This window comes from Actinomadura sp. NPDC048955 (assembly GCF_040649435.1).
Taxonomy (GTDB): domain Bacteria; phylum Actinomycetota; class Actinomycetes; order Streptosporangiales; family Streptosporangiaceae; genus Spirillospora; species Spirillospora luteofluorescens.
Window position 1 is genome coordinate 20,021 of sequence record NZ_JBEZJI010000056.1, and the last position, 13,118, is coordinate 33,138.

Here is a 13,118-nt window from a genome sequence, read left to right on the forward strand (position 1 = left end):
CCGACGCCGCCGACACACCCCCTACGAGCGGGCGGGCACCTGTTTGGCCATGTGGACGATGCCGCGGCCGCCGATGGTCTCGCGGCCCGTCTCGTGGTAGCCGAGGCGCTCGTAGAGGGCGATGTTGGGGGTCATCAGCTCGTTGGTGTACAGGCGCAGGCGGGGCAGGGCCAGCGTGCGGGCGCGGTCCTCGGCGAACGCCAGGAGCGTTCGGCCGATGCCCCGGCCGTGGCGGCCCGGGTCCACGGCCACGTTCTCGACCAGGAGGACGCCGTCCTCGGGGACGAGGACGATCAGGCCGTCCCTGGGGACGGTCACGAAGACCTGGCCGGCGTCGATCAGGGTCGCGTAGTCGGCGTCCATGGGGATCGGGCGGGCGCCGATGATCTCGGCCCAGGGGGCGTAGGCCGCTTCGACGATCTCCTCGATGCGGGGGCGGTCCGGCCGGGCGGCGGGTCTGATCATGGTCATCCCGTGTTCTGGAGGCCGGCGGCGACGCCGTTGACCGACAGCAGGAGGAGGTCCTCCAGGTGGGCGCGCTCCGCGTCGTCCCGCACGCCCGCGCGCAGCGCCTTCAGGGCTCGTAGCTGCAGGTGGGAGAGGGCGTCCACGTAGGGGTTGCGGAGCTCGACCGCGCGGGACAGGACCCGGCGGTTCTCCAGGAGGCGGTCGTGGCCCGTGACCGCGAGGACGAGGCGGCGGGTGCGGTCGTACTCGGTCAGGACGGTCTCGGAGAGCTCCGGACGCTCGCCGAGGGCCAGGTAGCGCTCGGCGATCGCGCGGTCGGACTTGGCGAGGCTCATCTCGGCGTTGTCGAGGAGGGTGTTGAACAGGGGCCACGCCTCGTAGGCCTCGCGGAGCTCGGCGAGGTCGCGGCCGTCGTCGGAGACGGCGGCGAGGCCGCTGCCGAGGCCGTACCAGCCGGGGAGGTTGACGCGGGTCTGCGTCCAGGCGAACACCCACGGGATGGCGCGCAGGTCCTCCAGGCCGCGGGCGGCCTTGCGGCGGGCCGGGCGGGAGCCGATGCGCAGCTCGGCGATCTCCTCCAGGGGGCTGACCCGGGCGAACCAGACGGCGAAGTCCTCGGTCTCGATGAGGCTCCGGAACGCGCCCCTGGCCGCCTCGCTGATCTTGTCGGCGAGGGGGCGGAAGCGGGCCGCGGCCTCGCGGGCGCGGTCCTGGACGCCGTCGGTCGAGGCGAGCAGGACGGCGCTGGTGACCTGCTCGACATGCCGCTTGGCGATCTCGGCGTGGCCGTAGCGGGCGAAGATGACCTCGCCCTGCTCGGTGACCTTGAAGCGGCCCGCGACCGAGCCCGGCGCCTGCGCCAGGATCGCCCGGTTGGCGGGCCCGCCGCCGCGGCCGAGCGAGCCGCCGCGGCCGTGGAACAGCGTGAGCCTGACGTCGTTCCGGGCCGCCCACGCGGCGAGGGCCTCCTGCGTGTCGTACAGCCGCAGGGTGGCGCTGGTCGGGCCGAGCTGCTTGGCGGAGTCGGAGTAGCCGAGCATGACCTCCAGGCGGCGGCCGGTGTCCTCCAGGCGGCGCCGGACGGCCGGGATCTCCAGCATTCCGTCGAGGACGGACGGCGCGCGCTCCAGGTCCTCGCCGGTCTCGAACAGCGGGATCACGTCGAGGACCGGCGCGCCGTCGCCGAGGGTCTCGGCCAGGGCGTGGACGTTCGCGATGTCCTCGGCGGAGCGGGTGAAGGAGACGATGTAGCGGTGGCAGGCGCGGACGCCGAACCGCCGCTGGATCCAGGCGACGACCCGGAGGGTCTCCAGGATCTCCTCGGTCATCTCCGAGCGCGCGTCTCCGGAGCGGACCTCCTCCAGGGCCTTCTCGTGCAGCTCGGAGTGCTGGCGGATCTCCAGCTCGGCGAGGTGGAACCCGAACGTCTCGACCTGCCAGATGAGCTGCTGGACGCGCCCGTACGCCTGCCGGGGGGCGCCCGCGGCGGCGAGGGAGTCCTGGACGGCGCGCAGGTCGGCGAGCAGCTCCTCCGGGGAGTCGTAGGCGAGGTCGGCGTCGCGCTCGCGGGTCGCGGAGATGCGGGCGGCGGCGTGCAGGAGGAACTGGCGGTGCGGCTCGCCGGGCGAGCGCTTGGCCGTCTCCCCGAGCAGCCGCGGGTGGGCGGTGCGGGCGGCGGCGAGGGCGTTCAGCAGCTCGCCGGACGCGGGCGTGGTCGACTCGTGGACGGTCAGCTCCCGGCCGATCCGGGCGCACGCCGCCTCCAGGGCGCGCAGGACGTGGTCCGCCTGGATCATGACGGCGTCCCGGGTGACCTGCGCGGTGACGTAGGGGTTGCCGTCGCGGTCGCCGCCGATCCAGCTGCCGAACCGCAGGTAGGGGCGGGCCTTCGGCGGGCGGGCGCCGAGGGTCCCGGCGTCGGCGCCGCCCTCCAGGGCGCGGTCCAGGGACCGGTACACGTGCGGGACGACCCGGAAGATCGTCTCGTCGAACGCGGCCATCGCGGTGCGGACCTCGTCCAGCGGGTCCATCTGCGAGACGCGGCGCAGCGCGGTCCGCCACAGCAGGTCGATCTCCTCGCGGAGGCTGCGCTCGGTCTCCTCGCGCTCGCTCGCGCCGGGGTCGCCGTTCAGCCGGGCCAGCAGGTCGCTGATCCGCTGGATGGCGGTGACGACAGCGCGGCGGCGGGCCTCGGTGGGGTGCGCGGTGAAGACCGGCCGGAACTCCAGGCCCTCGACGACCGCCTCCAGCCGTCCGTCGCCCGCGGCGCGGATCTCCTCGACCGCGGCGGCCGCGGACCCGGCGACGGTGCCGCCGGTGTCACGTTCCCGCAGCGTCCGGATGCGGTGGTGCTCCTCGGCCAGGTTCGTCAGGTGGAAGTACACGGTGAACGCGCGGGCGACCTGGCCGGCGCGTTCCAGCGACCAGCCGTCGACGAGGGCGGCGACGTCGTCGCCGCCCGCCTCGCCTCGGCGGGCCGAGATCACCGCGTGGCGGAGCCGCTCGACGTCGTCCAGGAGCCCCGGACCGCCGTACTCCACGAGGGAGTCGCCGAGCATGGCGCCGAGCAGCCGCACGTCGCGGCGCAGCGGTTCGGGCATGTCCTGCCGGAGGATGTCTCGCGTCTTCGTAGCCACCCGACCAAGGGTAACGAGAGGCCGCGAGGCCCCTTCCCACCGGCCCGCGCCCCCGTCGGTCCCGGTCAGCGGGCCCCGGCCGCGAGCGCGGCATCAGCGGGCGGTTACCCTGGCGCGCATGGCGATGGAAGCCCCTGAACCCCCGGTGGACTACGACATCCACACCACGGCGGGAAAGATCGCGGACCTGGAACGGCGCCGCTACGAGGCGGTGCACGCCGGTTCGGCGCGCGCCGTGGAGAAGCAGCACGCCAAGGGCAAGATGACGGCCCGGGAGCGGATCGACGCGCTCCTGGACCCCGGCTCGTTCGTCGAGTTCGACGAGATGGCGCGGCACCGCTCCACCAGCTTCGGGATGGAGAAGAACCGCCCCTACGGCGACGGCGTCGTCACCGGGTACGGCACGGTCGACGGGCGTCCCGTCGCGGTCTTCAGCCAGGACTTCACCGTCTCCGGCGGCTCCCTCGGCGAGGTCTTCGGCGAGAAGATCTGCAAGGTCATGGACCACGCCGTCACGACCGGCTGCCCGGTGATCGGCATCAACGACTCCGGCGGCGCGCGGATCCAGGAGGGCGTGGTCGCGCTCGGCCTGTACGCGGAGATCTTCAAGCGGAACGTGCACGCCTCCGGCGTCATCCCGCAGATCTCGCTGGTCATGGGGCCGTGCGCGGGCGGGGCCGTGTACTCCCCCGCGATCACCGACTTCATCGTCATGGTGGACAAGACGTCCCACATGTTCATCACCGGGCCGGACGTCATCAAGACGGTCACCGGCGAAGAGGTGACCATGGAGGAGCTCGGCGGCGCCCACTCGCACAACTCGCGCTCCGGCGTCGCCCACTACCAGGGGTCGGACGAGGACGACGCGATCGAGTACGTCAAGGCGCTGCTGTCGTACCTGCCGTCGAACAACCTGTCCGACGCGCCCGCGTTCGACGTGCCCGTCGACCCGTCGGAGGTGGACGAGGAGCTCGACTCCCTCATCCCCGACTCGCCGAACCAGCCGTACGACATGCACACCGCCATCGAGCACGTGCTGGACGACGGCGAGTTCCTGGAGGTCCAGGCGCTGTACGCGCCCAACATCATCGTCGGGTTCGGCCGGGTCGAGGGCCACTCGGTCGGCATCGTCGCCAACCAGCCGATGCAGTTCGCCGGGACGCTCGACATCGACGCCTCCGAGAAGGCCGCCCGGTTCGTCCGGACCTGCGACGCCTTCAACATCCCGGTGCTGACCTTCGTGGACGTCCCCGGCTTCCTGCCCGGCACCGACCAGGAGTGGAACGGGATCATCCGGCGCGGCGCGAAGCTGCTGTACGCCTACGCCGAGGCCACCGTCCCGCTCGTCACGATCATCACGCGCAAGGCCTACGGCGGCGCCTACGACGTCATGGGGTCCAAGCACCTCGGCGCCGACATCAACCTGGCGTGGCCGACGGCGCAGATCGCCGTGATGGGCGCGCAGGGCGCGGTGAACATCCTGTACCGGCGCGAGCTGGCCGCCTCCGACGATCCCGACGGCCGCCGCGCCGAGCTGATCACCGAGTACGAGGACGCGCTCGCCAACCCCTACATCGCGGCGGACCGCGGCTACATCGACAACGTGATCAAGCCGTCGGAGACGCGCGGGCAGGTGGTGCGGGCGCTGCGGGCGCTGCGCGAGAAGCGCAAGACCCTGCCGCCCAAGAAGCATGGGAACATCCCGCTCTAGCGGGGACACGCCCGGAAGGTGGGATATCTCGTGACCGCCGACAGCAAGCCGTTCCTGCGGATCGTCCGCGGCGACCCGGGTCCGGAGGAGGTCGCGGCGCTGGTCGCCGTGCTGACCGCCCGCGCCGGGGCCGCCGCCGCGGCCCGCGACGGCGCGGCCCCGCCCCCGCCGTCGCGCTGGGCCGACCGCTCCCGGCTCGTGCGCACCACGCTCGCGGGCGCGCCGCGGCCGCGGGGGCCCGGGGCGTGGCGGGCGAGCGGCCTGCCGCGCTGACGCCCGACGCGGGCCACGCCGGGCCGCCCCGCGACATGTAACCGTGGTTCGCACCCGGCGGGGCGCTCCGCACGAATAAGGTGGAAGGCCATGGCCACCTCGGAGTACGTCCCACAGCCCGCGCGATACGCGATCTTCGTCGACGCGGGGTACCTCTACGCGGCCTCCGGTGCCCTGCTGCTCGGTTGCGGATCCCGGCGGGAGTACCGGGTCGCCGCGGAGAAGCTCATCAAGGCGCTCACCGACCACGCCGACGAGCAGCGGCGGGGCGAGCTGCTGCGGGTGTACTGGTTCGACGCCGCGCCCAAGCGCCAGCCGACCGTGGACCAGCGGGTGATCGCCAACCTGCCGCTGGTGAAGCTGCGCCTCGGCAACCTGAACGCCCAGGGGCAGCAGAAGGGCGTGGACGCCCAGCTGCGCGCCGACCTGGAGGCCCTGGCCCGGCACCGCGGGATCACCGACGCGGTGCTGCTGGCCGGCGACGAGGACATGCTGCCCGCCGTGGAGGCCGCGCAGCGCTACGGCATCCGCGTGCACCTGTGGGGCGTCGAGCCGACGCACGGCTCGAACCAGGCCGAGTGGCTGGTCTGGGAGTCCGACACGGTCGAGGTGCTGCCCGCCGAGTTCCTGCGCCCGTACTTCACCAAGGCCAAGGTGCTGCCGGTGCCCGCGCCCGGGTCCGCCGCCGCGGTCCGCGACGCCGCGGCCGCCGCGCAGCGCTCCAGCCCCGTCCCGTCACCGTCGCAGGTGTTCGCGGGGCGCCCCCCGTCGGTCAAGCCGACGCCCGCGGCGGCCCGCGCTGCCGTCCCGGTGCCGGGCGCCGCCACGCCCGCCACGGTGGCCGCGTCGCTGAACTCCGCCACGGCCGCGCCGTCCGACGGCAAGCTCGGCCCCGACCGCGACCACATGCTGGAGATCGGCGAGCACGTCGCCCAGAAGTGGATCTTCGAGCGGGGCCGGGACAACATCCGCGACCTGCTGCCCGGCCCGATCCTGCCGCCCGTCATCGACAAGGAACTGCTGATCGAGGCGGAGAAGGAGCTCGGCGGTTCGCTGCGCCCCTACCAGGAGGCCCGCACCTGGCTGCGCGACGGCTTCTGGGAGCGCGTCTACCGTGAGTTCGGCATCGGCATCGGCAAGTCCGACTGAGGACCGGCCACGGTGCCTCAGCCGAGGATGTCGTGGCCCGCACGGCGCGCGCGTCGCCGGGCGACGCGCATGGCGGCGCCCACTCCGAGCCGGTAGACAAGCCTGGACGGCGGTGTCCGGTAGGCGAGTTCCGTGTGCGGGGCGTAGCGCACCTCGGGGCCGTTCTCCAGCCATCCGGTGTGGACGCGCTGGTGCTGCCCCTGGACGTACTTGGTGAAGGAGTGGGCGGTCAGGCCGGCGCGACGACCTCCGCCGGGGAGGATCCCGGAAGGTGCGTCGAGCAGTAGGCCGGCCGGGTCGTGGCCGGTGACGGAGACGGGGACCACCATGGGGAAGCCGTCGGCGCCGGTCCAGCCGAGCAGGGTCTCGGGCAATGCCGCCAGGCGACTGGACGCCCTGGCGTGGTCGATCCGGGGGGCGGTGCCCAGGCCGGGCGGCTCGTGCGGTGCCGGAGGGCCGCTCGGCAGCGCCGGTCCGAGCACGCGGGGCTCCTCCCGGCAGGCGAGGTCGGGCCAGACGACCATGCGCGCGACGGTGACCTCGATCAGCACGCGGGTGTAGTAGAGGCGCAGCCAGCGGTTCCAGAAGGGGCCGGTGGCGCGGGGCCCGTCGAAGCGCTCCCAGTCGGCGCCCAGCGTCTCGGGGTAGTCGCCGAGCGGGGCTGAGAGCGATGCGGTGCCCTGGACCAGCACGTATTCGGGCCGGTCGCTGTAGCCGTGGTCTCGCGTGTGGAAGGCCAGGGCGACCTTGGGTTCGCGCTTGATGCGCTGGAGCTTCTTCCACCCTCCAACCGAACTGTTCACCGTAATGGTTCCGCCGTCGCGGTCACGCGCGCCGAAGTTGGTGACCGGGGTGAGCACCACTCCCCTGGCCGGGGTGACGGTGGCAAGTATGACGGCCTGGTCGCCGCCGATGATGTCGTCGACGGTGCCGGGCCAGTGCGCGAAGGTCATCGATCGCTCCCCTCAGGACCGGCGCCGAATCTAACAGACATAAGTGTTTTTTAAGCGGGCGGGTGGGCTTTGCGTCTTTCGTGGCGGTGAACCGCGCACCCCGAGGGCCGGCCGGCACCCGAAACCGCCTCCGCGGGGAACACGTTTGGCAATTAACCGGATACCGAGCGTCGTCCGTAGGTAAGGTCCCCGCCGTGAATGGGGGAGACCGCGCATGCGAACTCACAAGGGACGATCACGGGCCGCCGCGCTGCCGCTCGCCGCGGGCCTCGCGCTGACCGGCCTGGCCGGGTGCGAGTCGCCCGTCCCCTTCTACCGGCCCGGGGAGGGCTCCCCGGACGACCCGGTCGTCGGGCTCGGCGGGCCGGCGCCCTACCTGCCGGCGCGCCCGGGCGGCGCCGCTCCGCGCGCGTCCGAGTCCGGGCCGCCCGGCGGGGTGCCCGTCGCGCCCGCGGGCGGCGCCGTCTACGCCGCCACCGGCCCCGGGATGCTCGCGCCGGCCGCGCGCGGGCTGCCGCCGCGGCTGTACGTGCCGAACGGCCCGTACGTCGACGTCCTCGACGCCGCCGGGCTCCGGCTCGTCGGCCGCTTCCACACCGGGGCGGCGTCGCGGCTGGCGCCGTCGTGGGATCTGCGGCGGCTGTGGGCCACCGACCGCGCGAACGGCCTGCTCATCCCGCTCGGGCCGCGCAGCGGGCGGCGGGGCCGCCCGGTCGGGGTCACGGCGCCGACCGGGCTCTACTTCACCCCCGACGGCCGCGACGCGCTCGTCCTGGCGCGCCGCCCGGACCGGGTCGACCTGCGCGACCCGCGCACGATGGCGCCGCGGGGGTCGGCGCCCCTGCCGTGCGCGGCCGGGCACGCCGACTTCACGCCCGACGGCGCGTCCCTCGTCGCCACGTGCACCGCCGCCGGCCTGCTCACCCGCGTCGGTATCGCGAGCCGCGCCGTCTCCGGCACGATCCGGCTGCCGGACGGGGCCCGGCCCGGCGACCTGCGCCTCTCCCCCGACGGGTCCGCCTTCTACGTCGCGGACGCCCGCCACGGCGGGGTGTGGCTGGTGGACGCCCGGCGGTTCGCCCTGGCCGGGTTCGTCCGGACGGGGCCCGGCGCGCGGGGCCTGGCGATCAGCAGGGACGCGCGGCGGCTCTTCGTCGTGGGCGGCGGCGCCCTCACCGCCGTCGAGTTCGGATCGCGGCGGGTCGCGGCCCGCTGGCCGCTGCCCGGCGGCGGCTCGCCCGCACCGGGCGGGGTGTCCTCGGACGGCACGGCGCTGTGGCTCGCCGACCCCGCCGGGCTCGTCTACGCCGTCTCGACCCGGACCGGGCGCGTCGTCCGGTCCGTCCGGGTCGGCGGCCGCCCGGCGGGCCTGTGCGTGCATCCGCAGCCGGGCCGCTACTCGCTGGGCGGCACCGGCCTGTACCGCTAGCGCGAACCGACAGGGTGCCAGTCGGGGAGCAGCTCCTCGACGAGCGCCTCCGTCTCGGGCTGGAGCCCGTCGAACAGCGGGTCCCGGCCGACGCGGCCGCGCAGCTCGTCAACGGCCACCTGGACCTGCGCCACGTCGCCGGTCGCGTGGGTGGCGCGGAGCAGGTCGCGCCACAGGCCCTCGTCCTCGGGGGCGAGCCGCAGCCCGGCGCGGGCCGCGCTCACCGCGCCGCGCGGGTCGCCCTCCTCCAGCCGCAGCACGACGAGGCGGTGCGCGACGTCGATCACCCGCGCGGGCGCCTCGAACTCCAGGTCGTGGTCGGCGAGCCAGGCGTAGCGGCCGCGCGGCCGGTCGGCGAGGAGCGGGCCGCGGACGAGGTCCAGCGCGTACGCCATGTAGGCGGTCTCGGACGCGGGCTCGGCCGCCGACCGCCACACCAGCCAGCGGAACACGTTCAGGTCGACGCGCACCTCGGAGCCGAGCCGGATCCGGCCCCGGTCGTCGTGGTACAGGTTGGGGCGGCCGCGGGCGTCGCGGCCGAGCCAGTCCGACACGCGGGCCACGGACGCGTCGCGGACCCCGGCGCTGGTGCCGCGCGGCCAGATCGCGCCGGACAGCACCGTCGGGTGGACGCCCTCCGGGTGCGCCGCGAGGTACACCAGCAGCTCCGTGCACAGCTCGCGGCGGGACTCGTCCATCGGCCCCGGCGCGTCGACCTCGATCGGGCCGAGCAGCCGGACCTCCACCGACGACTCCTGCGCGGTCGGCGGCTCCTCGCCGCCGGCGAGGCCGGGCAGCTCCACCGGCTCCAGCCGCGCGGCCGTCCGGAACAGCTCGAACACGCCGCGGTAGTCGTCGTCGCCGACGAGCTGCGCCTCGACGTCGAAGCCGAGCACGCCGGCCTGCAGGCGCCCGGCGGCGTCGACGTCCCACGTCCAGGTGGCGCCCTGCACGTCGCCGGGCACGACGTAGCCGGCGGCCATCCGGGTGCCGGTGCGGGCCAGCGCGACGAGCCGGTCGGCGTCCCGCTCCGCGGGCTGGTCCGCCATGATCAGGTAGTGCGGCATCCACGCCTCGCCGAACACGCCGCGGCAGCGTCCGGTGAGCACCGAGTCGACGCCGGACGCGGCGAGCGCCTGCCGCACCTCCTCGCTGCGCCCCTCCAGCTCGGGCAGCGCGTCCTCCAGCGTCGGGACGGACCGGACGCGGTCCGGGGCGATCTCCGCCAGGCCCTCGCCGAGCTCGGCGTCGAACCCGACGAGCGTGATCCGCATGTGGTCGGACCAGCGGTTGGTGGCCAGCTCCAGCGCGACCGCCGACAGCACGGCGCGGCGGGTGTCCTCGGGCCCGCGCAGCGCGATCAGCCCGTGCGCGGCCTCCAGGTCGACGAGGATGCGGCCGTTGTCGTTCGTGCCGATCGAGACCAGGCCGGGGTAGGGGGCGAGGACGTCGACGAGGTCGGAGGCCTCCAGGCCCGGCAGCGCGTCGGCGCCCAGCCGCCACACCTGCCCGTCGTCGAACGCCTGCCAGGGCGCGGGCGGGTTCCGGTCGGCGGGCGCGATCCACAGGTCGAGGCTGCCGTGCCCGAGGTGCACGCCGTAGATGGTCGGCAGGGCGCGCCCGCCCGCCGCCATCGACTTGGACATGTGCCGCAGCCCGAGGTCGAGCAGCCGCGCGGCGTCCTCGTCGGCGCCGATCCGCAGCGCCCGCTCCGCCTCGACCGCGGCCCCCTCCGGCCGGACGATCATGTGCCCGAACGCGCGGTGCCACATCTGGGTGCGGCGCCGCCGGCCGAGCGCGCCGAGCAGCCCGGCGGCGAGCAGCGACGCCGCCGCGATGCCGTGCGGCCAGCTCACGTCGAACGTGCGGCCGGTCTCGTCCGAGGGCCGCTCCGTCCCGCCGTCGTGCGCGGACGGCTGCGCCGTCTCCGGCTTCTCCGGCGCCGGCTTCTCCGATGCGGGCTTTTCGGTCGCTGGCGCTTTCGGCTCGGTGTGCTGCGGCGCCGGGGTCGGCGTGGCCGACGGCCGCGGGACGGCCGGCGGGGCCTGGGAGGCGGGCGGCTGCGTCGGCGGGGCCTCCTGCGTGGGCGGCTGATGCGTGGGCGGCGCCTGATGGGTCGGCGGAGCCTGCGTCGGCGGAGCCTGCTGCGCGGGCGGTGTCTGCTGCGCCGGCGGGGTGGGCTTCGGCACCGCGGGCGGGGCCGGGTTCGTCCTGGCGGGCGCGTCGGGGACGGCGTGCCCGTGCTTGAAGTAGTCGTGGAGGTCCTTGGTGGGGATGACCTGCGCGTGCTTGGCGTCCGCGGGCATCTCCAGGATCCAGCCGGGACGGATCAGGCTCGCGATCGTCAGCCGCGTCCCGTCCGGCTGGATGTGGCCCTTGTTGAGGGAGTAGATCTCGTTGTAGCGGCGGCCCTCGCCGAGGCACTTCTCGGCGATCTCCCACAGGGACTCGTGGTGCCGGCCCTCCGGCGGGTGCACCCGGTAGATCTTGGTGGTGGCGGCCTTCTCCGCCGGGTGCGCGGCGAGGTTCTCGGCGGCCGGGGCGGCGGCGGGGCGCTCCGGCGCCTCGGGGATCCGGTGGAACTCCTGCGACTGCGGCTGCATCTGCACGGCGGGCGGCCGCTGGGACAGCCCGCCGCCGGAGAGCGCCGGCATGATCGCGGTGGTGGCGGTGAACAGCAGCAGCGCGGCCACGACGAGCCGGTGCACGAGCGACTGCGTGCCGCCCGCGAGCGGCACCCGCGCGGGCACGCCGACGCCGCGGATCCCGGCGTACACCTCGACGACCACGCACGCCGCGAGCTGGATCCAGGCGAGCCACACCAGCACCACGAGGATCGCGATGAGCGAGCCCGGCCCCACCTTGTGCGTGAGGTCGGACGCGGACGGCACGTGGTCCGGCAGCGGCGAACCGAAGATCGTCAGCAGCGCGAACGGCACGCCCGCCATCAGCGCGGCGAGCAGGACGAGCGCCCCGATCCCGGCCAGTACGTCGCCCGCGCTGCGCTGCCTGCGCACCCGGACGGGTGCCCTGCGCCCCTGCCGTGTCACCATCGCGCCCCTGCCGTTCTCCGGTCGCTGGACGTCGTCCTCATGGTAAAGCCGTTCTCGCCGATGCTCACGGGTTGACTCCTCCCGGTCCGCCCGTGACCGGGCGGGCGGTCGCGCTGGAGGTCAGCTGGAACTCGCCGAAGCCCGGGATGATCCCGAGCAGCTGCGGCCGGACGCCGATCCGCACGGTGACCGCGACCTCCTGCTCGTCGGCGTCGCACCGGGACCCGGTCACCTGGTCGCTGTAGGAGGCCAGCAGGTCGCACGCCGCCGCGCGGGCCCGGCCCGGGTCCAGGACGGGTTCCCCGGTCCGCCGCAGGGCGTCGGTGTCGATCTGGTTCGCCCCGGCGCGGGCGGCCTGCTCGGCCATGTCCGCGGCGCGCTGCCGGGCGTGGATGGCGAGGCCGCCGTCCACGAGCAGCCCGGCCAGCAGGATGACGACCGGGGTGAACAGCACCGTGTACATCGCGATCGTGCCCCGGTCGCGGCCGTCGTCCCCGGCCGGGCCGTCGCCGGCGGCCCGCGCCTCCGACGCGGTGGGTGGTCTCGTCATGGCGCGTCCTCCGGCGGCTCGCCGTCGGTCCCGCGGAAGGTGTAGGTGTCGACGGGCGCGATCGCGTGGCCCTGGAGCCGCTTGCTGCCGGGCAGCCCGATGAACGCCAGGTCGCCGAGGTCGACGTCGCAGGTGATGGTCACGCCGACGCTGCCTCCCGGCCCCCAGCGGGACACGTCGGTCTGCACGGAGGGGCCGCCCGAGCACCAGGCGGTTCCGCGCAGCCCGGCGGACGCCGTGTCGGCGGCGAGGCTCTGCGCGGCTCCGGAACTGCGGGCGATGGACGCGGCGCGGGCGGCGTCGCGGGCCGCGCCGTCCACCTGGCTCTTGGCGTCCACCATCCGCCCGGCGCCCGCGAGGAACAGCAGGAACGCCACGAAGATGGGCGTGACGAGGACCATCTCCAGGGACATGGAACCGCCGTCGGCGGCGGGACGCGGCACGCGGGCCCTCATCCGCCGGCTCCCCGCTGGCAGGCCGTCCCGGCGCCGACGTCGGGACGGAAGCACTCGATCGGCCCCTGCGAGCGCTGCGACACGTGGAACGTCATGAACGGGACGACCTGGACGGCCTCGCCGCTGACCTCGACCCAGCGCTCGTCGTTGTCCTCCCCCGCCCTGACCTGGAGCCCGCCGAGCAGGTCCGGGCCGATCTCGCGCACGCTGCCGGCCGCCTTCGCGGTCGCCGCGCCCTCCCAGCCGCCGCCGACCGGGGAGGTGCGCGCGACGCGGGCGCCCGACTGCGCCGCCGCGAGCGCGACATGCCGGGCGTGGAAGACCATGGCGAACTGCACCGCGACGAGCATCATGAGGATGAGGACGGGAGTGAGCAGCGCCCACTCCATCGATGAGGCCCCCGCGTCGGAGGAGACGCCGGGTTCCCTGGGCCGCACGGCG

11 protein-coding genes are annotated in these 13,118 nt (G+C 74.8%); 4 read left to right on the forward strand and 7 right to left on the reverse strand.

The genetic code is table 11. From position 1 onward, the window contains the following. Nucleotides 1-21: 21 nt before the first annotated feature. Nucleotides 22-471 (reverse strand): GNAT family N-acetyltransferase, encoded by a 450-nt coding sequence (locus tag AB0C84_RS36085; RefSeq protein WP_361075051.1) that lies wholly within the window; start codon nt 469-471, stop codon nt 22-24. Next, nucleotides 468-3,068, reverse strand: coding sequence for a phosphoenolpyruvate carboxylase (locus AB0C84_RS36090; protein ID WP_361075100.1), 2,601 nt, complete (start codon nt 3,066-3,068; stop codon nt 468-470). Before AB0C84_RS36090 ends, AB0C84_RS36085 begins: the two co-directional genes overlap by 4 nt. Before the next feature lie 154 nt (nt 3,069-3,222). Between AB0C84_RS36090 and AB0C84_RS36095 the strand changes: the two genes are divergently transcribed. From AB0C84_RS36095 to AB0C84_RS36105, 3 genes are all read left to right on the forward strand, one after another. Next, on the forward strand, nt 3,223-4,815 hold the full coding sequence (locus AB0C84_RS36095) for an acyl-CoA carboxylase subunit beta (RefSeq protein ID WP_361075053.1): 1,593 nt from the start codon (nt 3,223-3,225) through the stop codon (nt 4,813-4,815). A gap of 30 nt (nt 4,816-4,845) precedes the next feature. Continuing rightward, complete coding sequence (locus AB0C84_RS36100; RefSeq protein ID WP_361075056.1) at nt 4,846-5,088, forward strand: acyl-CoA carboxylase subunit epsilon; 243 nt, start codon at nt 4,846-4,848, stop codon at nt 5,086-5,088. 90 nt (nt 5,089-5,178) lie between these two features. Beyond that, on the forward strand, nt 5,179-6,237 hold the full coding sequence (locus AB0C84_RS36105) for an NYN domain-containing protein (protein WP_179846100.1): 1,059 nt from the start codon (nt 5,179-5,181) through the stop codon (nt 6,235-6,237). 17 nt (nt 6,238-6,254) lie between these two features. Here the strand turns inward: AB0C84_RS36105 and AB0C84_RS36110 are convergent, their stop codons facing one another. Next, nucleotides 6,255-7,190 carry a pyridoxamine 5'-phosphate oxidase family protein gene (locus AB0C84_RS36110; RefSeq protein ID WP_361075058.1) on the reverse strand — a complete coding sequence of 312 codons (936 nt, stop codon included), beginning with the start codon at nt 7,188-7,190 and terminating at the stop codon, nt 6,255-6,257. A 214-nt stretch (nt 7,191-7,404) separates the two neighbouring features. Here AB0C84_RS36110 and AB0C84_RS36115 point away from each other — a divergent pair, with 214 nt between their 5' ends. After that, nucleotides 7,405-8,619: a hypothetical protein gene (locus AB0C84_RS36115; RefSeq protein ID WP_339155422.1), complete on the forward strand. Its 1,215-nt coding sequence runs from the start codon at nt 7,405-7,407 to the stop codon at nt 8,617-8,619. On the opposite strand, the gene AB0C84_RS36120 is transcribed toward AB0C84_RS36115, so the two are convergent. The 4 genes from AB0C84_RS36120 to AB0C84_RS36135 form a co-directional block, all read right to left on the reverse strand. Further along, the gene (locus AB0C84_RS36120) at nt 8,616-11,672 is read right to left on the reverse strand and encodes a BTAD domain-containing putative transcriptional regulator (protein ID WP_361075061.1); all 3,057 of its coding nucleotides are present in this window, start codon (nt 11,670-11,672) and stop codon (nt 8,616-8,618) included. The genes AB0C84_RS36115 and AB0C84_RS36120 overlap by 4 nt on opposite strands. A gap of 64 nt (nt 11,673-11,736) precedes the next feature. Further along, nucleotides 11,737-12,222 (reverse strand): TadE family protein, encoded by a 486-nt coding sequence (locus tag AB0C84_RS36125; RefSeq protein ID WP_246396125.1) that lies wholly within the window; start codon nt 12,220-12,222, stop codon nt 11,737-11,739. Further along, nucleotides 12,219-12,677 (reverse strand): TadE family protein, encoded by a 459-nt coding sequence (locus tag AB0C84_RS36130; RefSeq protein WP_361075063.1) that lies wholly within the window; start codon nt 12,675-12,677, stop codon nt 12,219-12,221. Before AB0C84_RS36130 ends, AB0C84_RS36125 begins: the two co-directional genes overlap by 4 nt. Next, nucleotides 12,674-13,114 carry a TadE family protein gene (locus tag AB0C84_RS36135; protein ID WP_258944372.1) on the reverse strand — a complete coding sequence of 147 codons (441 nt, stop codon included), beginning with the start codon at nt 13,112-13,114 and terminating at the stop codon, nt 12,674-12,676. The genes AB0C84_RS36130 and AB0C84_RS36135 overlap by 4 nt, the downstream gene beginning before the upstream one ends. Between the last annotated feature and the right edge of the window lie 4 nt (nt 13,115-13,118).

Bases quoted from the DNA above. Each gene is read 5' to 3' on its own strand.
- AB0C84_RS36115 (WP_339155422.1), top strand. From the start codon at position 7,405: ATGCGAACTCACAAGGGACGATCACGGGCCGCCGCGCTGCCGCTCGCC.
- AB0C84_RS36120 (WP_361075061.1), bottom strand. From the start codon at position 11,672: ATGGTGACACGGCAGGGGCGCAGGGCACCCGTCCGGGTGCGCAGGCAG.
- AB0C84_RS36085 (WP_361075051.1), bottom strand. From the start codon at position 471: ATGACCATGATCAGACCCGCCGCCCGGCCGGACCGCCCCCGCATCGAG.
- AB0C84_RS36090 (WP_361075100.1), bottom strand. From the start codon at position 3,068: ATGCCCGAACCGCTGCGCCGCGACGTGCGGCTGCTCGGCGCCATGCTC.
- AB0C84_RS36095 (WP_361075053.1), top strand. From the start codon at position 3,223: ATGGCGATGGAAGCCCCTGAACCCCCGGTGGACTACGACATCCACACC.
- AB0C84_RS36125 (WP_246396125.1), bottom strand. From the start codon at position 12,222: ATGACGAGACCACCCACCGCGTCGGAGGCGCGGGCCGCCGGCGACGGC.
- AB0C84_RS36110 (WP_361075058.1), bottom strand. From the start codon at position 7,190: ATGACCTTCGCGCACTGGCCCGGCACCGTCGACGACATCATCGGCGGC.
- AB0C84_RS36130 (WP_361075063.1), bottom strand. From the start codon at position 12,677: ATGAGGGCCCGCGTGCCGCGTCCCGCCGCCGACGGCGGTTCCATGTCC.
- AB0C84_RS36105 (WP_179846100.1), top strand. From the start codon at position 5,179: ATGGCCACCTCGGAGTACGTCCCACAGCCCGCGCGATACGCGATCTTC.